This is a genomic window from Agromyces sp. NPDC058136 (assembly GCF_042884375.1).
Classification (GTDB): Bacteria; Actinomycetota; Actinomycetes; order Actinomycetales; family Microbacteriaceae; genus Agromyces.
Map to the genome: position 1 here is coordinate 1 of NZ_JBHVUA010000006.1, position 20,881 is coordinate 20,881.

The following is a 20,881-nucleotide window of genomic DNA, read 5'->3' on the forward strand; positions in this document are numbered from 1 at the left end:
GCTTCTTCGGCGTCGGCGTCGGCGAGCTCTTCACGCAGGGCGGTCCCGCAGGAGGGTGGGCATCTCTCGGCAGCGACTCGCCGCGCTCCACGGTGTAAACGTGGCGCTCTACCAACTGAGCTAAAGGCCCGTCGCGCGAGACGACGCACCGGCAATGCTACCGGCTACCGGAGCGCCGCCAGCGCCTCGCGGTACTGCTCGAGGCGGCGCGGCTCACCGGGCTCGGTCGCGAACGCGGCGCGGATGACGCCGTCGCCGTCGATGACGAACGTGGCGCGGGCGGCGAAGCCGCGCTCGTCGATGAACGCGTCGTAGGCGCGCGCCACCTCGCCGTGCGGCCAGAAGTCGGCGAGCAGCGGGAAGTCGAACCCCTGCTCCTCCGCCCAGGCGCGCAGGGCGAACTTCGAGTCGACCGAGATGCCGACGAGCTGCACGCCCGCGTCCGCGAAGAGCGGGAGCTCGTCGCGCAGTGCGCCCAACTCTCCCTCGCACGTGCGCGAGAAGGCGAGCGGGAAGAAGACCAGCACCACCGGCTGCGCGGCACGGATCTCGGACAGCCGAACGGTGCGGCCGAACTGGTCGAGGAGCGAGAAGTCGGGCGCGAGGGCACCGGGGGGCAGCGGCATCCGATCTCTTCTCTCGTGATCTGCTTCGACTCCGGCCCTTCGCAGCCAGGTTTGTCGGAAGACTGAGCGAAGGCACAGCATACCGGGCCGAAACGTTGTGCGAATGTCACTAGTATGGCCAAGTGTGATCGGTCGAAACCCGGCCGTTCGTCGTGCGCGCAGCACCCCGCGCGCGGCACGATCTGCCGTAGAGAAAGGTCGAGTGTGACTGTCAACGACCAGGACCCTTACTCCGTCGAGGCGATGGACGCCGATCCCGATGAGACGAGCGAGTGGGCCGAATCCCTTGACGCGCTGGTCGCCGAGAAGGGCCACCAGCGCGGGCGTGAGATCATGCTCAGCCTGCTCAAGCGTTCGAAGGAGCTCCACCTCGGTGTGCCGATGGTGCCGACCACGGACTACCTGAACACCATCGCACCCGAGAACGAGCCCGCGTTCCCCGGCGACGAGGCCATCGAGCGCCGCTACCGCGCCTGGCTCCGCTGGAACGCCGCCATCCTCGTGCACCGTGCGCAGCGCCCCGGCATCGCCGTCGGCGGCCACATCTCCACCTACGCGGGCGCCGCGTCGCTCTACGAGGTCGGACTCAACCACTTCTTCCGCGGCCAGGACCACCCCGGCGGCGGCGACCAGATCTTCTTCCAGGGCCACGCCTCCCCCGGCATGTACGCCCGCGCCTTCCTCGAGGGCCGCCTGAGCGACACCGACCTCGACGGCTTCCGCCAGGAGAAGTCGCGCGCGCCGCACGGCCTCTCGAGCTACCCGCACCCGCGCCTCATGCCCGAGTTCTGGCAGTTCCCGACCGTGTCGATGGGGCTCGGCCCGATCAACGCGATCTACCAGGCGCAGCTCAACAAGTACCTCACCAACCGCGGCATCAAGGACGCCAGCGACCAGCAGGTCTGGGCGTTCCTCGGCGACGGCGAGATGGACGAGGTCGAGAGCCGCGGTCAGCTCCAGGTCGCCGCGAACGAGGGCCTCGACAACCTCAACTTCGTGATCAACTGCAACCTGCAGCGCCTCGACGGCCCCGTCCGCGGCAACGGCAAGATCATCCAGGAGCTCGAGAGCTTCTTCCGCGGCGCCGGCTGGAACGTCATCAAGGTCGTCTGGGGCCGCGAGTGGGACGACCTGCTCGCCCGCGACCACGACGGCGCGCTCCGCAACCTCATGAACGTCACGCCCGACGGCGACTACCAGACGTACAAGACCGAGTCGGGCGCCTACGTGCGCGAGAACTTCTTCGGTCGCGACCCGCGCGCCCTCGAGCTCGTCTCGCACCTCAGCGACGACGAGGTGTGGGGCCTCAAGCGCGGCGGCCACGACTACCGCAAGATCTACGCGGCGTTCAAGGCGGCGACCGAGCACAAGGGCCAGCCCACCGTCATCCTGGCGAAGACCATCAAGGGCTACGGCCTCGGCAAGAGCTTCGAGGGCCGCAACGCGACCCACCAGATGAAGAAGATGACGCTCGACAACCTCAAGACCTTCCGCGACGAGATGCGCATCCCGATCTCCGACGCGCAGCTCGAGGAGAACCCCTACCTGCCGCCGTACTACCACCCCGGCCAGGACGACGAGGCGATCCAGTACCTGCAGGAGCGCCGCCGCGAGCTCGGCGGCTACACGCCCGAGCGCCGCTCGAAGCACGTCGCGCTGAACCTGCCCGACGACTCGGCCTACGCGATCGCGAAGAAGGGCTCGGGCACGCAGGAGATCGCCACGACCATGGCGTTCGTGCGTCTCCTGAAGGACCTGATCCGCTCGAAGGACTTCGGCCACCGCATCGTGCCGATCATCCCCGACGAGGCCCGCACCTTCGGCATCGACGCGTTCTTCCCGACGGCGAAGATCTACAACCCGAACGGCCAGCACTACACCTCGGTCGACCGCGAACTGCTGCTCGCCTACAAGGAGAGCCCCCAGGGTCAGATCGTCCACGTCGGCATCAACGAGGCGGGCGCGTTCGCGGCGTTCACGAACATCGGCACCTCGTACGCGACGCAGGGCGAGCCCCTGATCCCCGTGTACGTCTTCTACTCGATGTTCGGGTTCCAGCGCACGGGCGACGCCATGTGGGCGGCGGGCGACCAGATGGCGCGCGGCTTCATCATCGGCGCGACCGCGGGCCGCACCACCCTCACGGGTGAGGGCCTCCAGCACGCCGACGGCCACTCGCCGCTGCTCGCATCGACGAACCCCGCGGTCATCTCGTACGACCCGGCGTACGGCTACGAGATCGGGCACATCATGCGTGCCGGCCTCGAGCGCATGTACGGCGGCAACCACGCCGACCCGAACGTGATGTACTACGTCACGGTGTACAACGAGCCGATCGTGCAGCCCGCCGAGCCCGACGGGGTCGACGTCGACGGCCTGCTCCGCGGCATCCACCGCCTCTCCGAGTCGGGCGTCGCCGGGCCGAAGGCCCAGCTCCTCGCCTCGGGCGTGGCCGTGCCGTGGATCATCGAGGCGCAGCAGCTCCTCGAGGAGGACTGGGGCGTCTCGGCCGACGTGTGGTCGGTGACCAGCTGGTCGGAGCTTCGCCGCGACGGCCTCGCGGCAGAGGAGCACAACTTCCTCAACCCCGACGCCGAGCGTCGTGTTTCGTACCTGACGCAGAAGCTCGCCGGGGCTCGCGGCCCGTTCGTCGGCGTGTCCGACTACATGCACGCCGTGCCCGACCAGATCCGTGCCTTCGTTCCCGGCCAGTACGCGACCCTCGGTGCCGATGACTTCGGCTTCTCCGACACGCGTCCGGCAGCACGTCGCTACTTCAAGATCGACGGCCCCTCGGTCGTCGTGCGCACGCTCGAACTGCTCGCCGAACGCGGCGAGGTCGACCGTTCGCTGCCCGCCCAGGCGATCGAGAAGTACCGTCTGCACGACGTGAACGCCGGTACGACCGGATCGGCCGGCGGCGAGAGCTAGCAGGCGACGAGGTGGCGACGAAGCCGAAGACCAGAGCAGAGACGCTTGCGTGGTTGCGCACGATCGCGGGTGAGCTCGCGACCGCGACGCTCAAGCGCCTCGAAGACACGTTGCCGTGGTACGGCGACATGCCTCCGAGCCGCCGCTCCGCCGTCGGCCTCGTCGCCCAAGCCGGCATCTCCTCGTTCATCGCGTGGTTCGACGACCCTCGATCGACGCCCTGGATCGCCGCCGACGTGTTCGGCGCGGCTCCCCGTGAGCTGCTGCGATCGGTGAGCCTGCAGCAGACGCTGCAGCTCATCAGGGTGACGGTCGAGGTCGTCGAGGACCGCGTGAAGGACGGCGGCGAGCCGCTCCGCGAGGCGATCCTCCTCTACTCGCGCGAGATCGCGTTCGCCGCGGCCGACGTGTACGCGCGCGCCGCAGAGGCCCGCGGCCTCTGGGACGCCCGTCTCGAGGCGCTCGTCGTCGACTCGATCCTCTCGGGCGAGGCCGACGACGAGCTGCCGAGCCGCATCGCGGCGCTCGGCTGGCACGGGCACGGCGAGGTCGCGGTGCTCGTCGGCACCGCGCCGAAGCAGCTCGACGTCGACCACGTGCGCCGCGCGGCCCGTCACATGCACGCCGATGTCCTCATCGGAGTGCAGGGCAACCGTCTGGTGCTCGTGATCGGCCGCGCCGATCCGCTCGCCCGCGAGGCGGAGGAGGCGATCGGCACTGCTCCCGCGCTCACTTTCATGGAGATCGCGGCACAGCTCGAACCGCACTTCGGCCCGGGCCACCTCGTGCTCGGGCACGCGGTGCCGAACCTCGTCGATGCCTCGAAGAGCGCGAAGGCGGCGCTCGCGGGCTTCGCCGTGGCGCGTTCGTGGCGGCATGCGCCGCGGCCGGTGCACGCCGACGACCTGCTGCCCGAGCGGGCGCTCGCGGGCGACCCGCTCGCCCGGGCGACGCTCGTGCACCGGATCTACCGTCCCCTGCGGGCGCACTCGACCGAGCTGCTCACGACGCTCTGGAGCTACCTCGACAACGGGCGTTCGCTCGAGGCGACGGCCCGTGAGCTGTTCGTGCACCCCAACACGGTCCGGTACCGCCTGAAGCGGGTCTCGGACGTCATCGGGTGGGATGCCACGGGCGCACGCGAGGCGCTCATCCTGCAGTCGGCGCTCATCATCGGTTCGATGAGCGATCACGAGCAGAGCACGTCTCGTCGCTGACGGCTGTACCGTCGGCACAAGGGTTCTTCGAAGAGCTTGTAGCGTGTGCACACCACTTCGGTGCTTCTGATTGGCAGACTGGGGTGGTGATCGTCGTCGTCTGCCCGGGACAGGGCTCTCAGACCCCCGGATTCCTCTCCCCCTGGCTCGAAGTGCCCGGCTACGCCGAGCGCCTCGACGAACTCTCGGCTGCGGCCGGGGTCGACCTCGCCGCCCATGGCACGGTGAGCGACGCCGACACGATCCGCGACACCGCGGTGGCGCAGCCGCTCATCGTCGCGGCCGGCATCCTCACCCTCGAGGGCCTGCTCGCCGACGGCCGCGCGGCGCGCGTGGGCGGCATCGCCGGCCACTCCGTCGGCGAGATCACGGCCGCCGCAGGCGCAGGCATCCTCAGCGACACCGACGCGATCGCGTTCGTCGCCGAGCGCGGTCGTGCCATGGCGGATGCCGCCGGGCAGGCCGCGACGGGCATGAGCGCCGTCCTCGGCGGCGACGAGGCCGAACTCCTCGCACGCCTCGCCGAACTGGGTCTCGAACCCGCGAACTTCAACGGCGGCGGGCAGATCGTCGTCGCGGGCGCGCTCGATGCGCTCGAACAGCTGAAGGCGGAGCCACCGGCCGGCGCCCGGGTCATCCCGCTGCAGGTCGCCGGCGCGTTCCACACGCGCTACATGCGGCCCGCGGTCGAACGCCTCGCCGCGTTCGCCGGCACGCTCGCACCGGCCGACCCCGCCCTCCCCCTCTGGACGAACCGCGACGGCTCGCGCGTGGCATCCGGCGCCGAGTTCCTCGAACTGCTCGTCGGCCAGGTCTCCTCGCCGGTGCGCTGGGACCGCTGCATGGAGTCGTTCGCCGACGCCGGCGTGACCGGCATCATCGAACTGGCGCCCGCCGGTGCGCTCGTGGGCCTCGCGAAGCGGGGCCTCAAGGGCGTGCCGACCGTCGCGGTGAAGAGCCCCGACGACCTGTCCGCCGCCATCGACCTCATCGACCAGGCGGCCTGAGCCTCTCCGGCCCGCCCGATCCCCAGCATCACGAGAAAGCCGAGCATGACGAAACCGACGCTCCAGCAGTCACACGGACCGGCGTTCACGCGCATCTACGCCCTGGGTGCCGCACGCGGCGCCAACGCGGTGCCGAACGACGACCTCGTCGGCCCGATCGATTCCTCTGACGAGTGGATCCAGCAGCGCACCGGCATCATCACCCGCACCCGCGCCGGGGCCGACGTCTCGGCGCTCGACCTCGCGACCGACGCCGCGACGGAGGCGATCGAGCGTTCGGGTGTCGCACCCGAACTCATCGACCTCGTGATCGTCGCGACGATCTCGAACGTCCAGCAGACCCCGTCGATGGCGGCCGTCGTCGCCGACCGCGTCGGGGCGAACCCGGCCGCGGCGTACGACACCAACGCAGCCTGCGCGGGCTACGCGTACGCGGTCGCGCAGGCCGATGCCCTCATCCGCACCGGTGCGGCGAACTACGCGCTCGTGATCGGCGCCGAGAAGCTCTCGGACGTCGTCGACCCGACGGACCGTTCGATCTCGTTCCTCCTCGGCGACGGCGCGGGCGCCGCCGTGATCGGCCCGAGCGACACGCCCGGGATCGCGCGCACCGTGTGGGGCTCGGACGGCTCGAAGGCGGGCGCAGTCGGCATGAACGGCACGCTCGTCGAGTTCCGCGACGGCGCAGCCGAATGGCCGACGCTCCGCCAGGAGGGTCAGACGGTCTTCCGCTGGGCGGTGTGGGACATGGCCAAGGTCGCGAAGCAGGCGCTGGATGCCGCGGGCATCACGGCCGACGACCTCGCCGCCTTCATCCCCCACCAGGCGAACATGCGCATCATCGACGAGTTCGCGAAGCAGCTGAAGCTGCCCGAATCGGTCGTGATCGCCCGCGACATCGCGACGACCGGCAACACCTCGGCCGCGTCCATCCCGCTCGCCACCCACCGACTGCTCGAAGAGCACCCCGAGCTCTCTGGGGGCCTCGCCCTCCAGATCGGCTTCGGCGCCGGCCTCGTGTTCGGCGCCCAAGTGGTGGTTCTGCCCTGAACCGCCGACCCCTGTCCATCTAGACTGACTCTCGGTCAAACGAGACACCCTCAAGGAGAAGAACCATGGCATTGTCCACCGAAGAAGTGCTTGCCGGCCTGGCCGAGCTGATCAACGACGAGACCGGCATCGCGACCGACACGGTTGAGCTGGACAAGTCGTTCACCGACGACCTCGACATCGACTCGATCTCGATGATGACCATCGTCGTCAACGCCGAAGAGAAGTTCGACGTCAAGATCCCCGACGAAGAGGTCAAGAACCTCAAGACCGTCGGCGACGCCGTCAGCTTCATCGTCAAGGCCCAGGCCTAGTCGCGAGCTCCGAGCGGGCCGCGGCATCGCCCGGCCCGCTCGATCCGTCTCCGTTCGTCTTCCTCCCCGGAGTGTTTTCGTCATGACCAAGAACATCGTCGTCACGGGTATCGGTGCGACCTCGCCCATCGGCGGCACCGCCCCTGACAGCTGGAACGCCCTGCTCGGCGGCGCCTCCGGCGCTCGCACGCTCGAGCACGACTGGGTCGAGGAGTACTCGCTGCCCGTCACCTTCGCCGCCGAGGCGCTCGTCCGCCCCGACACGATCCTCGAACGTCCGGTCGCCAAGCGCCTCGACCCCTCGTCGCAGCTCGCGCTCGTCGCGGCCACCGAGGCGTGGGCCGACGCCGGCAGCCCCGAAGTCGACCCCGAGCGGCTCGGCGTCGAGTTCGCGACCGGTATCGGCGGTGTGTGGACCCTGCTCGACGCGTGGGACACGCTCCGCGAGAAGGGCCCGCGCCGGGTGCTCCCGATGACCGTGCCCATGCTCATGCCGAACTCGGCGTCGGGCAACCTCTCGCTCCACTTCGGCGCCCGCGCCTTCGCGACGACCGTCGCGAGTGCCTGCGCCTCGAGCACCGAGTCGCTCGCGAACGCGGCGAAGCACCTCCGCGAGGGTCTCGCCGACGTCGTGATCGCCGGCGGCACCGAGTCGGCCATCCACCCGATCACGATCGCGTCCTTCGCCTCGATGCAGGCGCTCTCGAAGCGCAACGACGACCCGGCGACCGCGTCGCGTCCGACGAGCATCGACCGTGACGGATTCGTCATGGGCGAAGGCGCCGGCGTCCTCATCCTCGAGACCGAGGAGCACGCGAAGGCCCGCGGTGCGAAGATCTACGGCTACCTCGTGGGCGGCGGCGTCACCGCCGACTCGTACCACATCACGGCGAACGACCCCGAGGGTCGCGGCGCGGCGCGTGCGGTGAAGCTCGCACTCGACGAGGCCGGCGCTTCGCCCGACGAGGTCACCCACATCAACGCCCACGCGACGTCGACGCCCGTCGGCGACCCGAACGAGTACCAGGCGCTGAAGTCGGTCTTCGGCGACCGCATCGACGACATCCCCGTGTCGGCGACGAAGGCGTCGACCGGGCACCTGCTCGGCGGCACCGGCGCCCTCGAGGCGATCTTCACGGTGCTGGCGCTCCGCGACCGGGTCGCTCCCCCGACGATCAACATCACCGAACAGGACCCTGCTGTGCCGTTCCGCGTCTCGGGCGAGGGGCAGCAGCTCGGCAGCGGCGACCAGCTCGCGATCTCGAACTCGTTCGGTTTCGGCGGCCACAACTCGGTCGTCGCGTTCCGTTCGGCGTAGCATCCGCGCGTCGCGTGCGGTCGACCTCGGTCGGCCGCCCGCGACGCGCACACGGCTCGGGCCGGTGGCGACCATGCCACCGGCCCGAGCCGTTTCCCCCTCTTCGGGTCGTCTGCTTCACTCGTACGACTGCCGGGAATCCCCCTTCCGACCTCCGCGTCGCGCCGCAGACGACCCGTAGCCTGCGCTCACCCCACCTGGTGCAACCAGACGACGGGTGCGAAGTCGCTGGCGTGCCGGAACGGTTCGAGCTCGTCGTCCCACGCCTGCCCGAGGGCGAGCCGCAGTTCGCGGTGCACCTCGAGCGCGTCGAGCCCGCCGACCTCGAGTGCGTACCGCACCCGGTCTTCGGGGATGACGGTGTTGCCGGCGGCGTCGGTCTGCGCGAAGTAGACGCCGAGCTCGGGCGTGTGCATCCACCGGGCGCCGTCGTTGCCGGGCGTCGGGTCCTCGCTCACCTCGAAGCGCAGCTGTTCCCAGCCGCGCAGCGCCGAGGCGATCTTCGCGCCCGTGCCGGGTTCGCCCTCCCAGAAGAACTCGGCGCGCATGGCGCCACGCAGCACCGGCTGCTCCTGCCAGTCGAAGTTCACGGGCACACCGAGGGCGCGACCTGCGGCCCACTCGACATGGGGACACAGCGCCCGAAGCGAGGAATGCACGAACAGCACGCCTCGCGCGGCGCTTGCGGCCCGCACGACCGTCTCTGCCATCTCCTTCTCCGTTCTGCTGAGGTGCGTCTTCCCCTACGACCTCGGAACGGCGGGTGGCCGGATGTTCGATTGTGTGCGACAGTGCCGCTTCGCCGATTATGCCCCGGAATGTCGCGGTTCACAAGCGTTTCGGGCGTCGCCGCACCGCGCGTCGCCCTGAACACTATGCTCGGTGAGGTATTGATTCGACGAGAAGTCGACGAGAGTTCGACGATCGCTCGACCGAGAAGGAGTCGCGTTGGCCGTTCGCGAAGCACTGCTCGCCCTGCTCATCCCGGGGCCGGGCTACGGGTTCCAACTGCACGGCGCGCTCACGACCCGCACCGGCGGACGCCGCCAGGTGAACGTCGGCCAGAGCTACGCCACGCTCGAGCGCGCCACGAAGGCGAAGCTCGTCGAGCCCGCCGGCGCCACCGACGACGGACTGCCGCTGCACCGGCTCACCGCGGCGGGGCGCGCCGCGGCCGACGCCTGGTTGGGCGGTGCGGATGCCTCGGGCGCCGACCCGTGGGACGAAACCGTCGATCGAGTGCTCGTCGCGGCGTCGCTGCCCGGGGTCGACGTCGCGCCGATCGTGACGGCCGAGACCGCACGCTGGCGCGAGCGGCTGTCGGCGGCAGAGCCCGGGGCCGATCCCGACCCGCTGGGCGTGGCCGGAACCGACGACGCGGCGGCGGCACTCGTGCGGCTCGCCCGCGCCGCCGACGCCGCGCGGGCTCGGGCGGCGATCGACTGGCTCGAGGGAGTGGCGTCGGCCGTGGCATCCGGCACTGCGCTCGAACTGGTGCCGAGCACCGAGCGCCCGCGTCGGGGCCGACGCCCCGCGGCGCCGAAGCCCGACGCCGAGACTCAGCCCTCGGCCATCGCGTAGCTGTCGACGACCGCGAGGTCGAGCGGGAAGTCGACCGGGAAGTCGCCGAACAGCAGCCGCCCGGCCGACGCGGCGCACTCGGCGACGGCCTCGGCGACCGCGTCGGCACGGTCGGCGGGCGTGTGCACGATGATCTCGTCGTGCAGGTAGTAGACGAGGTGCGGCACCGTGGCGAACGCCGGGCCCGAGCGTTCGGCATGCACGCCTGAGGGTTCGAGCGCGGCGAGCCGGGTGCGGAGCGCCGCCATCCAGCAGAGCGCCCATTCTGCGGCGCTGCCCTGGACGACGAAGTTGCGGGTGAATCGACCCCAGTCGCGTGCGACGGTTCGCGCGCGCCGCTCGTCGACGGCGGTCGCGTCGGGATCGCTCGCGCGCGCCTGCGTCTCACGCCAGCTCGCGGGCGGCAGGGGCGATGAGCGCCCGAGGTTGGTCGTCACCTGGCCGCCGCGCTCCCCCACCGCGGCTGCGCGGTCGACGAGTGCCATGGCCCGCGGGTACGCCCGGGCGAGCCGCGGAACCAGACGGCCGCTGTCGCCGGTGGTCGCACCGTACATCGCGCCGAGGATGGCGATCTTCGCCTGGTCACGGGTCTCGACGACGCCCGCATCGACGATGCCGCGGTAGAGGTCGGTGCCGTAGGCGGCGCCGGCCAGCGCGGTGTCACGCGCGAGCCCCGCGAGCACCCGGGGCTCGAGCTGGGCCGCGTCGGCGACCACGAGCTTCCACCCGGGGTCGGCGACGACCGCGGCGCGCACGTTCTTCGGCAGCTGCAAGGCCCCGCCGCCCGAGGTCGCCCACCGCCCGGTCGCCGTGCCGCCGGGCACGTAGTCGGGACGGAACCGCCCGTCGGCGATCCACTCGTCGAGCCACGACCACCCGTTCGCGCTGAGGAGGCGGGCGAGCCGCTTGTATGCGAGGAGCGGTTCGATCGCGGGGTGGTCGTGCTCGCGGAGCTCCCACTTGCCGGTCGAGGCGGTCTGGATGCCCGCCCGCCGCAACGCCCGCAGCAGGTCGACCTGCGAGTCGAGGTTCACGGTCGGCTGCTCGAGGGCGGCCCGCACCTCGTGCGCGAGGGCCTCCATCTTCGCGGGCTTCCACCCGGGCTTCGGCTTCGCGCCGAGTTCGCGTTCGAGCACGCCCTCGTGCACGCCGCGGTCCCACGGGAGGCCCGCCGCCTGCAGTTCGGCGCCGATCAGCGCGCCGGCCGACTCGGCGGCGAGCAGCAGATGCAGCGCCCGCGGGCGGGCACTCGCCTCGACGAGGCGGGTCTGCCGCAGGTACTCGGCGACGACGGCCTCGACCGAGGCCTCGCCGGGTCGGGGGTCGGATGCCTCGGCGGCGCGCCGCGCGGCGCGCGAGGGGCCGGCCGCGGCCGGGTCGTCGACATCGCCCTGAGCCGCACCGTCGTCACTCGTGCCGTCGTCGTCGATGAGCTCGTCGAACTCGAACAGCGCGGTGAACCGTGCGGCGCTGCCGCCGGCGGGCGCGATCGCTGCGCCATCGGTGCCGACGACCTCGTCGCCGCTCGCGAGATTCGGCGCAGCCGAGAGCCAACGCGGCCGCGGCGCATCATCCGCGGCGCGGGCGGCGACGGTGTCGGCCGAGCCTTCGATGATCGCCCCGCAGAGCAGCAGGTCGTGACAGCGCTCGACGCGCACGCCCGCGGCGAGCAGGGCGGGGTACCACCGTCGCACGTCGCTCCACACCCAGCGCGGACGACGCGGCTCGAGCTCGGCGATCGCCCCCGGCAGCCCGGCGGGGTCGAGCACCGCGAGCGGCGCCGACGGATCGTCGAGATCGACGAGCGCGACCCGGCCGCGCGGCGCCGTTCCGATCGCGATCCGCATCCCACCATTCTCGTGCTCGGCACCGACATCGCCGTGCACAGCGCAGCGCCCTCGGATGCCACGGCGGAGCCCGTGTCGGTGGCAGCAGGCAGTATCGACGTCATGACGAGCACAGGAGGCAGCGGATGGTCGCGGTGAGGTTCCGCTGCGGGCACGGTGCCGAACCGGGCGACGGCGCAGTGACGATCGCGCGCGCGTGCCCGGTGTGCATGCTGATCGACGAGACGCAGCGCTCACGAAGCGAGCTGCTGCGCCGCGTCGTCCCCGCCCAGCGCGCTCGGCTCACGCTCGAGACGCGCATCGGCGCCGAGTACGACTGGCGGTGCGAGCGCGGCCACGACCGATACACGGCGACCGTGCGAGAAGCCCTCACGAGCCCGGGCTGCCCGAAGTGCCGTCGCAACGCCGCCGGCCCGAGCGCCGCCCGTGAGGCGGGGCTCGCGTACATGCATCACGGTCTGCGCACGCGCACCTCCGCGACCGAGCAGCGGCTGCGCATCCTGCTCGGCGAACGCATCCGCCTGCATCACCGGGTGAACGCGGTCCACATCGCCCGCACCTTCTACGGCCGCCAGGAGGTCTGGCCCGACATCCTCGTTCCCCAGTTGCGCATCGCCGTCGAGTACGACGACCCGGGCCGGTCGCGGCGGGCGCACGCCGGGCTGAAGGCCGCGTCCGATCTCGAGAAGGACGAGGCACTTCACGAGGTCGGGTGGGACGTGATCCGCATCCGCGCCGGCGGGCTCGAGGCGATCAGCCCGACGAGCATCGTCTGCCGGGCGCTGACCGTCGAGGTCGTCGACGAGGTGGTGGCGATGATGCGACGGCTGCGCGGCGATGCGGCGGTCGACGCCCTCGCCGTCGCCGGGCCGTCGCAGGCGGCGGTATGAGCGTGAATCGACTGCGCATGGTGAAGCGACCGCACTGAGCATCCTGTCCCCGATGGCGGCGACCACGAAGCCGGAGCATGATGAGGGCACGCATCGGTGAAGGGACATCCATGCTGATCTACTCGATGAGCGCCTCGCTCGACGGATTCATCGTCGATCGCGATGGTCGCTTCGACTGGTCGGTGCCGAGCGAGGAGCAGTTCCGCTTCCACCTCGACGAGGCGCGCTCGATCGGCGCCGTCGTCTGCGGGCGCGGGCTCTACGAGGCGATGCTCCCTTGGGAGACCGACCCGTCGCTGCGCGATGATGAACTCGGTGCCGAGTTCGCCGAACTGTGGAACCCGGTTCCCAAAGTGGTCTTCAGTCGCACGCTCGACCGCGTCGAGGGCAACGCGCGGCTCGCGACGAGGCCCCTCGCCGACGAGATCGCCGACGCTCTGGTCGCGGCCTCCGCGACCGATCGGCACGTCGAGGTCGGCGGCGCAGGCCTCGCGGGCCAGGCGATCGAACTCGGACTCGTCGACGAGTTCCGCGTCTTCCGCAACCCCGTCATCGTCGGCGGCGGCACTCCCCTGCTGCCGGCCGTCGCCGAGCAGATCGACCTCGAGCTGCTCGAGACGCGGGTCTTCGCCGGGCGGGTCGTGTTCGAACGGTATCGGCTCGCCGGGCGCGGCCGGCCGTGACGGTCGGCGTCGGGTTCGCTGCCGCGGTCAGTCCACGAGCTGCGTGAAGAGCTCGTAGACCATGAACGCCGGCCAGAAGATCCCCTGGAAGAACGCCCAGACGAACAGCCAGAACTCGTCGGCTCGCTGGAAGAAGAACACCCAGGCGCCGATGACGCCGAGTCCGTAGATGGCGCCGCCGCCGGCGAAGCATCCCGTGTTGGCGTTCCTGTCAGTCATCTCGCACCTCCCAGACGTATTCCCTCGCGCAGAGCATCCGCACACCGAGCTCGGTGACCGGTGCGGCCGGTCGTTGCCGCGCACGCTACTCCGATGATGCGCTCGCCGGAAGAGCAGCGCCGCTGCAACGGGCGCGCCCGGGCGCTCCACGCACGCCGACGCCCGCCTGGTACTCAGGTACCACGAAGGGTCATCCCTGTGGCGTACCCGTCGTGCCGACGACCTCAGCCAGTCGGGCGATGTGCGCGACCGTCCGGGCTTCGTAGCGTGAGAACCGGGCGATTCCGCCTCATTCCCGATCGACCGCCCCGACGAGAGGCTGCGCTGCGCATGACCTTCCTGACCAAGCTGAGCCTCGCGAATCGAGCGATCGTCGGGCTCGTGACGATCGTGATCGTCGGTTTCGGACTCTTCGCCACCACTTCCCTCAAGCAGGAGCTGCTCCCCTCTGTCCAGGAGCCCGGCGCCGTCGTGGTCGCGACGTACCCCGGGGCTTCGCCGAGCTCGGTCGAACGCGAGGTCACCGAACCCGTCGAACGTGCCGTTCGCAGTGTGAAGGGCGTCGACCAGGTCACGTCGAGCACGATGAACGGCAACGCGAGCATCCAGGTTCAGTGGGCCTTCGGACTGGATTCTGAGAAGATCATCGCCGATCTCCGCTCGGCCATCGACGGGGCGCGCAGCGCACTCCCCTCGGATGCGACGACCGAGGTCTACGCGGGCAGCACCGACGACATCCCGGTGATGGCGCTCGCGATCGCCTCGGAGGCCGACCCGTCCGATTTCGCCGGACAGGTCGAGTCGACCGTGCTCCCTGCGCTTCGCGAGATCGACGGCGTCCGCGAAGTGCAGCTCAGCGGCCAGAACGAGACCCAGCTCGTCATCACGATGCGCCCCGCCGATCTCGCGGCGAAGAAGGTCTCACGGGAGGAGGTCACCGCTGCGATCACCGCGAGCGGGGTGGTGGTGGCCGCGGGGACGAGCGTGAGCGACGGTGTCGCACTCGCGATCGAGGTCGGCAGTGCGGTCGCGTCGCTCGAAGACCTGAGAGCGCTGCCGATCCAGCACCAGGACGGCCCGTTCCCCCTGTCGGCGGTGGCCGACGTCGAACTCGTGCCGGCGCCCATGACCTCCATCGCTCGCGCCGACGGACTTCCGTCGCTCAGCATCTCCGTACTGAAGAGCCCCGACGCCAACGCCGTCGAGATCGCCCATGCGATCAGGGCCACCCTGCCCGAGCTCGAGCGCGAACTCGGCCGGGGCGCAGCGTTCACCGTCGTCTACGACCAGTCGCCGATGGTGGAGCAGTCGATCCACGACCTCTCGGTCGAAGGCGGTCTCGGGCTGCTGTTCGCCGTGCTCGTGATCCTCGTCTTCCTGCTCTCGCTCCGGTCGACGATCATCACCGCGGTCTCGATCCCGCTGTCGTTGCTCATCGCGATGATCGGGCTGTGGGTCGGCGACTACTCGCTCAACATCTTCACCCTCGCCGCACTGACCGTCGCGGTCGGCCGAGTCGTGGACGACTCGATCGTCGTCATCGAGAACCTCAAGCGCCGGCACACCGGGGTTCCCATGACCTCCGCCTCGGCGCTCGCCGCCGTTCGCGAGGTCGCCGGAGCCGTGACCGCGTCGACGATCACCACCGTTGCAGTGTTCCTGCCCGTCGCCTTCGTGGGGGGAACGATCGGCGAACTGTTCCGTCCGTTCGCCGTGACCGTGACGCTCGCGCTGCTGGCGTCGCTGCTCGTCTCCCTCACGATCGTTCCCGTGCTCGCCTACTGGTTCATGGGCGGACGTTCGGCGACGGCCGGCTCCGAGGCGGGCGCGGACGTCGGTTCGGGCACGCCCGGTCCCGTCGTCGCCGGCCTGACCGCTGCGACCGCAGAGGTCGAGTCCGAGCGGGCGGAGGCGTACACCCGACTGCAGCGCGGCTACGTTCCGGTGCTCACCGCGGCGCTGCGGCACCCGGTGGTCTCGCTGCTCGTGGCGACCGGCATCTTCGCCGGCACGATCGTCGCCGGCGGGTTCCTCAAGATGGACTACCTCGGCAGTCTCGGCGAGGAACACAGCCTGAACCTCACGCAGGAGCTGCCGACCGGCACCAGCCTCGATGTGACGAGCACGGCCGCGGAGAAGGTGGAAGCCGTGCTCGCCGAGACCCGCGGGGTCGAGTCGTTCCTCACGACGATCGGCGACGGCTCCTCCTCGAACACCGCCTCGATCACCGTCACCCTCGACGAGAGCGCCTCGAGCCAGGCGGTCGGGGCCGCGATCATGAAGGAGGTCGACGGGCTGAGCGACGTCGGCACCGTCTCCCTCGGCGCGAGCGACGCCGGCTTCTCGGCCGGCGGCGTCCAGGTCGCCCTCCGCGGTGAGGATGCCACGGAGATCGCCGCCGGCGCAGCTGCGGTGCAGAAGATGCTGGCCGAGGTGCCCGGACTCGACGAGGTCACGAGCGATCTCGCCGATGAGCAGTCGATCCTCAAGGTTGATGTCGACCGCGCCGCGGCCGCCAGGTACGGCTTCACGCAGGCCCAGGTCGGCTCGGCGATCTCGGATGCGGTACGCGGCGCATCGCTCGGCTCGATCGTGCTCGAGGGCTCATCGCGCGACGTCATCGTGCGGGCGCAACGAGTGGGCGCCACTCCGGCCGAGATCGCCGCACTCGAACTTCCCGTGAGCGGCCTCCAACAGGCCGCGGCGCAGAAGGCCGCGGCCGACCGGCTCGAGGCCGACCAGAAGGCTGCCGCGGAACGCGCCGAAGCGGGCGGTCGAGCGGACGCCGCGAAGCAGGAGTCCGAGCTGCGGTCGGCACGAGCCGATGCCAACAGCCAGCTCGCGGGCCTCACGGCTCAACTCGCGGCACTCACCGCTGCCCCGGTGGAGGTGCCGCCGGTCGTTCCCACCACGCCCGAGGAGGAGGCGCTCGCCCGGGCCTACCAGGAGCGGGCAGAACAGCTCGCCGCCCTCGACGGCGCCGTGTCCCAGGCCCGCTCCGCGATCTCGGGAATCGACGAGCAGCTCGACGCCATGGCGACGGCGCGCGCCGAGGCCGACTCGCAGCGCGCCGAGGCCGACGCCTTCGCCCTCGCGCAGGAGAACCTCGCCAACACGACCGCGGCGCCGATCAAGGTCTCCGACGTCGCCAGTGTGGCGAACCAAGCCGCACCTGCGACGATCACGCGCGTCGACGGCGTGCGCACCGTGACGGTCTCCGCAGTGCCGACGGGCGACGATCTGAGCGCGATCACCCTCGCGGTACGCGACGGGCTCGACGGCCTCGAACTGCCGAACGGGGTCACGGCGACCGTCGGCGGCGTCGCCCAGGCGCAGGAGGAGTCGTTCACGCAGCTCGGGATCGCGATGCTCATCGCGATCGCGCTCGTGTACATCGTGATGGTCGCGACCTTCCGCAGCCTCATGCAGCCGCTCATCCTGCTCATCTCGGTGCCGTTCGCGGCGACCGGCGCAGTCGCCGGGCTCCTCATCACCGGAACCCCGCTCGGCATCCCCGCGATGATCGGCCTGCTCATGCTCATCGGCATCGTGGTGACGAACGCGATCGTGCTCATCGACCTCATCAACTCGTACCGCGCACGCGGCGACAGCATCCACGACGCGGTCGTGCACGGGGCGAGGCTCCGCCTGCGACCGATCATCATGACGGCATGCGCCACCGTGTTCGCGCTCCTTCCGATGTCGATCGGCCTCACCGGCGGCGGCGTCTTCATCTCGAAGTCGCTCGCGATCGTCGTGATCGGCGGACTCGTCTCGTCGACGCTGCTCACCCTGCTGCTGGTGCCCGTGCTGTACTCGCTGATGGAACGCCGCGCCGAACGCCGTCGGGCCCGCCGCGCCGCGAAGGAGCAGGAGTCCGGTGAGGCGGATACGACCTCCGACGCACCGGAACTCATCGACGCCCTCATGGCCGACGGCCGGTAGCCGCGTCAGTACGCTCCTCGGGCGGTCGATTTCTGACAACCACGACGGCTCACGGAAGAGGAGACTTGGGAATCGGACGGAGGAGGAAGTCATGAGGAACGTGGTCATGAATGCGTCGGTCTCGGTGGACGGCTTCATCGCGGCGGAGAACGACGATCCCGGTCCGCTGTTCGAATGGCTGGTCAGCGGCGACGTGCCGCTGGACGACAGCGGGGTGCTGAACGTGTCGCAGGCGTCCTACGACCACATCCGCCCGTACTGGGACGAGATCGGGGTGACGATCGCCGGCCGCCACGTCTTCGACCTCACCGACGGCTGGGACGGAACGCCTCCGAGCGGAATCGACCACGTGGTCGTCGTGACGCACCGGCCGGCGCCCGAGGGTTGGGAGTCCAACACGGCGTTTCACTTCGTCGACGGGATCGAGGATGCCGTCGCCACGGCGAAGGAGCTCGCGGGTGACCGCACGGTCGAGGTCGCCGCCGGCGACGTCGGCGGCCAGATGCTCGCCGCGGGGTTCATCGACGAGGTGCGCATGGACGTCGCACCCGTCGTGCTCGGCTCCGGCAAGCGCTACTTCGGGTCGGTCGACGCGCAGCACCTGCTGGAGGATCCCGATGTGGTGGTTCAGGGCCGCCGGGTGCTTCACCTGCGCTATCGGGTTCGTCGTTGAACGCGACACGATGAGCGATGAGCGATCTGGACTGATCACGAGGTTCTCGTCGTGTCGAGTTCATACGTAGCGATTGCGCATACGACGACGGTCGGATGTCGGTGGCTGGCCCGATGATCGCACCATGAGCGACTTCGACTTCCTGTACGGCGAATGGACCATCGCCAATCGTCGTCTGCGGCACCTGTTCGTGGGCAGCGACGAGTGGGAGGAGTTCCCCGCGACGTCGTGGGCACGGCCACTGCTCGACGGCGTCGGCAATGTCGACGAGATGCACTGCCCGACGCAGGGTTGGTCGGGCGCGAGCATCCGGTTCCAAGACCAGGAGAGCGGCGAGTGGTCGATCTATTGGGCGAACAGCAGCACTGGCCGACTCTTCCCGCCCGTCGTCGGACGGTTCAGCGAGGGGCGCGGCGACTTCTTCGGCGAGGACACCCACGAGGGCGAACCCATCACGGCGCACTTCACCTGGTCGGACATCACGCCAGTTTCGGCGACGTGGCAGCAGGAGTTCTCGCGCGACGGCGGCGAGACCTGGGAGTGCAACTGGATCATGGAGTTCACCCGCGCCTGACCGACGCGGCGCCGATGCCGGCGTAGAAGGGCTCGAGTCCCGTCAGCAGATCGTCGATCAGCGCAGCGACGGCATCCACCTCCTTCAGGTGGATCACCTTCTGCGTGGTCGTCGGCTTGTCGAGCGCGTAGCTGAGCTCGGTGTACGGATGCTTCGACATCCCCATGTAGACGCAGTACGGCAGAGCCTGGTCCCGGGTATAGGTGACGTCCACGAAGAGCTTGCCTCGCGTCGCCGAGAAGATCAGCTCCACGTCGCGGTGCTCAGCCTCTGCTTCGCTCAGATTGTTGACCACGACGGTCCAGCTCGAGATCCGGAGAGGGATCAGGTCCTTGCCGAGCGGATTGAGGTACCCGGGAAGCATCCCGAAGATCGCCTCGATGTCGTGGCCTGTTGCGATCGTCGTGTGGATGCTCGTTGTCTCGTCGTAGACCCAGGTGCCTGACACTCTCGACAGCAGAATCTGCTCGAGCGCGTAGCCGATGGCCGCGTTCTCGTACGAGATGGAGACCGTGACGCCGGTGATGCCGTTCACCGCGGAGAACAGCACGGTGTCATCGAACGGCACGTCCTGAGCGTTGAAGTGCTCGTCGATGAACGCATTGGAGTCGACGCTCCATCCGCCGTCGACCTGGATCCCTCTTGCCGTGCTGGTCTTCGTCACCGAGTTCCTTCGAGTCCGCAATGCTACCGCGGGCGTCGCGGCACGCGGCGATCTCCACAGCCTGCATGACGAGCAACCGACCGATGAACAGACCGCCGTGGCAACTGTGGCACACATGCGTGCGCTCGACCCGGAACAGGTGGTGTCCGGGCGGCCTGGACCGGTTGCACCGTTCGGCGAGTCCCCCAGTCGATTCAGTACGCTGGCGAGGTCGCTGGAGCGAATGGGAGTCATATGTCACAGACGCCGGTTGCCGTGGTCGCGGGAGCGAGCGGGTTCATCGGGGCTGAGCTCGTTCGATCTCTCGTCGACGACGGGTACGTCGTGCGGCGGATCGGACGAACCGGCGAAGTCACGTGGAGCGATTCCGCCGCGATCGCCGATACTGTCGAGGGGTCGTCGGTGCTCGTGAACATGGCCGGCAAGTCAGTGAACTGCCGCTATACCGACGTGAATCGAAACGAGATTCTCCGGTCCAGGGTGGACACCACCGGCGCACTCCGGGAAGCGGTTCGAAGTGCTGAGGCGCCACCGGCGCTGTGGCTGAACGCTTCTACCGCGACGATCTACCGGCACAGCATGGACCGCCCGAACACCGAAGCCGACGGCGAGATCGGGGAGGGATTCTCCGTTGACGTGGCGCGCAACTGGGAGCAGGAGTTCTTCGCCGGTGAGCTGCCCCGCACCCGCCGTGTCGCGCTCCGCATGGCCATCGTGCTGGGTGACGGCCCGGCGACGCGGTCGCTGGTGACGCTCGCCCGCCTCGGACTCGGCGGTCCGCAGATCGACAGCCCGTGGTTCCCGCACAGGCGTTACCGGGGCATCGGGCCATCGCCGACCGGTGCGGGCCGGGCGGAATGGCATCGCACCCGGGGGCGGCAGAAGTTCAGCTGGATCCACCTCGACGACGTCATCAGCGCCATCAGGTTCATCCGCGACCACGATGACCTCTCAGGACCCGTGAACCTCGCGAGCCCGAACCCGAGCGACAACCGGACGCTGATGCGGGCCCTCCGCGAAAGCGTCGGCGCGCCCGTCGGGCTCCCAGCCTGGAGGTGGATGCTCGAGCCAGCGATGTGGGCACTCCGGACCGAACCGGAACTCGTTCTCAAGAGCCGGTGGGTGCTGCCGGCCGCTCTCGTCGAGGCCGGCTACACCTTCGAGTACCCCGACTTGAAGGCCGCAATCAAGAGCGTCCCTGTCCGTTGAAGGGGATGCCTCCGCGGCGCGCACCGTAATCGCAGATCGAGTAAACGCTCGACAAACGCGAAAGGATCCAAGCACCCGCGACTCACCCCAAGTCCAGCACTCCTCCCCCGTCGCCCGGACGCAGGTCTTGCTT

At 69.9% G+C, this 20,881-nt stretch carries 18 protein-coding genes; 13 read left to right on the forward strand and 5 right to left on the reverse strand.

What is annotated here, in order from left to right; translation table 11 throughout:
• Positions 1-164: 164 nt before the first annotated feature.
• Positions 165-626 (reverse strand): peroxiredoxin, encoded by a 462-nt coding sequence (locus ACFVTX_RS15845; protein WP_386901776.1) that lies wholly within the window; start codon positions 624-626, stop codon positions 165-167.
• 204 nt (positions 627-830) lie between these two features.
• Here ACFVTX_RS15845 and aceE point away from each other — a divergent pair, with 204 nt between their 5' ends.
• The 6 genes from aceE (at position 831) to ACFVTX_RS15875 (ending at position 8,463) form a co-directional block, all read left to right on the forward strand.
• Positions 831-3,557: a pyruvate dehydrogenase (acetyl-transferring), homodimeric type gene (gene aceE / locus ACFVTX_RS15850; RefSeq protein ID WP_386901778.1), complete on the forward strand. Its 2,727-nt coding sequence runs from the start codon at positions 831-833 to the stop codon at positions 3,555-3,557.
• An 11-nt stretch (positions 3,558-3,568) separates the two neighbouring features.
• Positions 3,569-4,774, forward strand: coding sequence for a PucR family transcriptional regulator (locus tag ACFVTX_RS15855; RefSeq protein ID WP_386901779.1), 1,206 nt, complete (start codon positions 3,569-3,571; stop codon positions 4,772-4,774).
• 86 nt (positions 4,775-4,860) lie between these two features.
• Positions 4,861-5,781, forward strand: coding sequence for an ACP S-malonyltransferase (locus ACFVTX_RS15860; RefSeq protein ID WP_386901780.1), 921 nt, complete (start codon positions 4,861-4,863; stop codon positions 5,779-5,781).
• A gap of 45 nt (positions 5,782-5,826) precedes the next feature.
• Positions 5,827-6,831, forward strand: coding sequence for a beta-ketoacyl-ACP synthase III (locus ACFVTX_RS15865; RefSeq protein WP_386901782.1), 1,005 nt, complete (start codon positions 5,827-5,829; stop codon positions 6,829-6,831).
• A 65-nt stretch (positions 6,832-6,896) separates the two neighbouring features.
• Complete coding sequence (locus ACFVTX_RS15870) at positions 6,897-7,145, forward strand: acyl carrier protein (protein WP_026378239.1); 249 nt, start codon at positions 6,897-6,899, stop codon at positions 7,143-7,145.
• 82 nt (positions 7,146-7,227) lie between these two features.
• Positions 7,228-8,463, forward strand: a complete 1,236-nt coding sequence (locus tag ACFVTX_RS15875) for a beta-ketoacyl-[acyl-carrier-protein] synthase family protein (RefSeq protein WP_386901785.1) — start codon at positions 7,228-7,230, stop codon at positions 8,461-8,463.
• 188 nt (positions 8,464-8,651) lie between these two features.
• Here ACFVTX_RS15875 and ACFVTX_RS15880 read toward each other — a convergent pair whose 3' ends face one another.
• Complete coding sequence (locus tag ACFVTX_RS15880) at positions 8,652-9,173, reverse strand: DUF3145 domain-containing protein (RefSeq protein WP_386901787.1); 522 nt, start codon at positions 9,171-9,173, stop codon at positions 8,652-8,654.
• Positions 9,174-9,411: 238 nt separating this feature from the next.
• Between ACFVTX_RS15880 and ACFVTX_RS15885 the strand changes: the two genes are divergently transcribed.
• Positions 9,412-10,044, forward strand: coding sequence for a PadR family transcriptional regulator (locus tag ACFVTX_RS15885; RefSeq protein ID WP_386901789.1), 633 nt, complete (start codon positions 9,412-9,414; stop codon positions 10,042-10,044).
• Here ACFVTX_RS15885 and ACFVTX_RS15890 read toward each other — a convergent pair.
• The gene (locus ACFVTX_RS15890; protein WP_386901790.1) at positions 10,023-11,891 is read right to left on the reverse strand and encodes a bifunctional 3'-5' exonuclease/DNA polymerase; all 1,869 of its coding nucleotides are present in this window, start codon (positions 11,889-11,891) and stop codon (positions 10,023-10,025) included. The two genes, ACFVTX_RS15885 and ACFVTX_RS15890, sit on opposite strands and share 22 nt — an antisense overlap.
• Before the next feature lie 125 nt (positions 11,892-12,016).
• On the opposite strand from ACFVTX_RS15890, the gene ACFVTX_RS15895 reads away from it, so the two are divergent.
• Together ACFVTX_RS15895 and ACFVTX_RS15900 are read left to right on the forward strand one after the other, a co-directional pair.
• Positions 12,017-12,781 carry a hypothetical protein gene (locus ACFVTX_RS15895; protein ID WP_386901792.1) on the forward strand — a complete coding sequence of 255 codons (765 nt, stop codon included), beginning with the start codon at positions 12,017-12,019 and terminating at the stop codon, positions 12,779-12,781.
• A 110-nt stretch (positions 12,782-12,891) separates the two neighbouring features.
• Entirely contained in the window at positions 12,892-13,464 is a 573-nt protein-coding gene (locus tag ACFVTX_RS15900) for a dihydrofolate reductase family protein (protein ID WP_386901794.1), read from the forward strand.
• 27 nt (positions 13,465-13,491) lie between these two features.
• On the opposite strand, the gene ACFVTX_RS15905 is transcribed toward ACFVTX_RS15900, so the two are convergent.
• Positions 13,492-13,683 carry a hypothetical protein gene (locus ACFVTX_RS15905; protein ID WP_386901796.1) on the reverse strand — a complete coding sequence of 64 codons (192 nt, stop codon included), beginning with the start codon at positions 13,681-13,683 and terminating at the stop codon, positions 13,492-13,494.
• A gap of 330 nt (positions 13,684-14,013) precedes the next feature.
• Here ACFVTX_RS15905 and ACFVTX_RS15910 point away from each other — a divergent pair, with 330 nt between their 5' ends.
• The 3 genes from ACFVTX_RS15910 (at position 14,014) to ACFVTX_RS15920 (ending at position 18,875) form a co-directional block, all read left to right on the forward strand.
• Positions 14,014-17,628, forward strand: a complete 3,615-nt coding sequence (locus tag ACFVTX_RS15910) for an efflux RND transporter permease subunit (protein WP_386901798.1) — start codon at positions 14,014-14,016, stop codon at positions 17,626-17,628.
• A 91-nt stretch (positions 17,629-17,719) separates the two neighbouring features.
• Entirely contained in the window at positions 17,720-18,301 is a 582-nt protein-coding gene (locus tag ACFVTX_RS15915) for a dihydrofolate reductase family protein (RefSeq protein WP_386901800.1), read from the forward strand.
• Between the two features lie 124 nt (positions 18,302-18,425).
• Positions 18,426-18,875, forward strand: a complete 450-nt coding sequence (locus ACFVTX_RS15920) for a hypothetical protein (protein ID WP_386901801.1) — start codon at positions 18,426-18,428, stop codon at positions 18,873-18,875.
• Here ACFVTX_RS15920 and ACFVTX_RS15925 read toward each other — a convergent pair.
• Positions 18,862-19,539, reverse strand: a complete 678-nt coding sequence (locus ACFVTX_RS15925) for a hypothetical protein (RefSeq protein WP_386901803.1) — start codon at positions 19,537-19,539, stop codon at positions 18,862-18,864. The two genes, ACFVTX_RS15920 and ACFVTX_RS15925, sit on opposite strands and share 14 nt — an antisense overlap.
• Positions 19,540-19,773: 234 nt before the next feature.
• Here ACFVTX_RS15925 and ACFVTX_RS15930 point away from each other — a divergent pair, with 234 nt between their 5' ends.
• Complete coding sequence (locus ACFVTX_RS15930; RefSeq protein WP_386901805.1) at positions 19,774-20,748, forward strand: epimerase; 975 nt, start codon at positions 19,774-19,776, stop codon at positions 20,746-20,748.
• The last annotated feature ends 133 nt before the right edge of the window (positions 20,749-20,881 follow it).

What these genes read in the sequence shown, in the direction of transcription:
- ACFVTX_RS15865 (WP_386901782.1), top strand. Translation starts at nt 5,827, where the DNA reads ATGACGAAACCGACGCTCCAGCAGTCACACGGACCGGCGTTCACGCGC.
- ACFVTX_RS15905 (WP_386901796.1), bottom strand. Translation starts at nt 13,683, where the DNA reads ATGACTGACAGGAACGCCAACACGGGATGCTTCGCCGGCGGCGGCGCC.
- ACFVTX_RS15890 (WP_386901790.1), bottom strand. Translation starts at nt 11,891, where the DNA reads ATGCGGATCGCGATCGGAACGGCGCCGCGCGGCCGGGTCGCGCTCGTC.
- ACFVTX_RS15875 (WP_386901785.1), top strand. Translation starts at nt 7,228, where the DNA reads ATGACCAAGAACATCGTCGTCACGGGTATCGGTGCGACCTCGCCCATC.
- ACFVTX_RS15920 (WP_386901801.1), top strand. Translation starts at nt 18,426, where the DNA reads ATGAGCGACTTCGACTTCCTGTACGGCGAATGGACCATCGCCAATCGT.
- ACFVTX_RS15895 (WP_386901792.1), top strand. Translation starts at nt 12,017, where the DNA reads ATGGTCGCGGTGAGGTTCCGCTGCGGGCACGGTGCCGAACCGGGCGAC.
- ACFVTX_RS15910 (WP_386901798.1), top strand. Translation starts at nt 14,014, where the DNA reads ATGACCTTCCTGACCAAGCTGAGCCTCGCGAATCGAGCGATCGTCGGG.
- ACFVTX_RS15930 (WP_386901805.1), top strand. Translation starts at nt 19,774, where the DNA reads ATGTCACAGACGCCGGTTGCCGTGGTCGCGGGAGCGAGCGGGTTCATC.
- ACFVTX_RS15900 (WP_386901794.1), top strand. Translation starts at nt 12,892, where the DNA reads ATGCTGATCTACTCGATGAGCGCCTCGCTCGACGGATTCATCGTCGAT.
- ACFVTX_RS15870 (WP_026378239.1), top strand. Translation starts at nt 6,897, where the DNA reads ATGGCATTGTCCACCGAAGAAGTGCTTGCCGGCCTGGCCGAGCTGATC.
- ACFVTX_RS15915 (WP_386901800.1), top strand. Translation starts at nt 17,720, where the DNA reads ATGAGGAACGTGGTCATGAATGCGTCGGTCTCGGTGGACGGCTTCATC.
- ACFVTX_RS15880 (WP_386901787.1), bottom strand. Translation starts at nt 9,173, where the DNA reads ATGGCAGAGACGGTCGTGCGGGCCGCAAGCGCCGCGCGAGGCGTGCTG.
- ACFVTX_RS15845 (WP_386901776.1), bottom strand. Translation starts at nt 626, where the DNA reads ATGCCGCTGCCCCCCGGTGCCCTCGCGCCCGACTTCTCGCTCCTCGAC.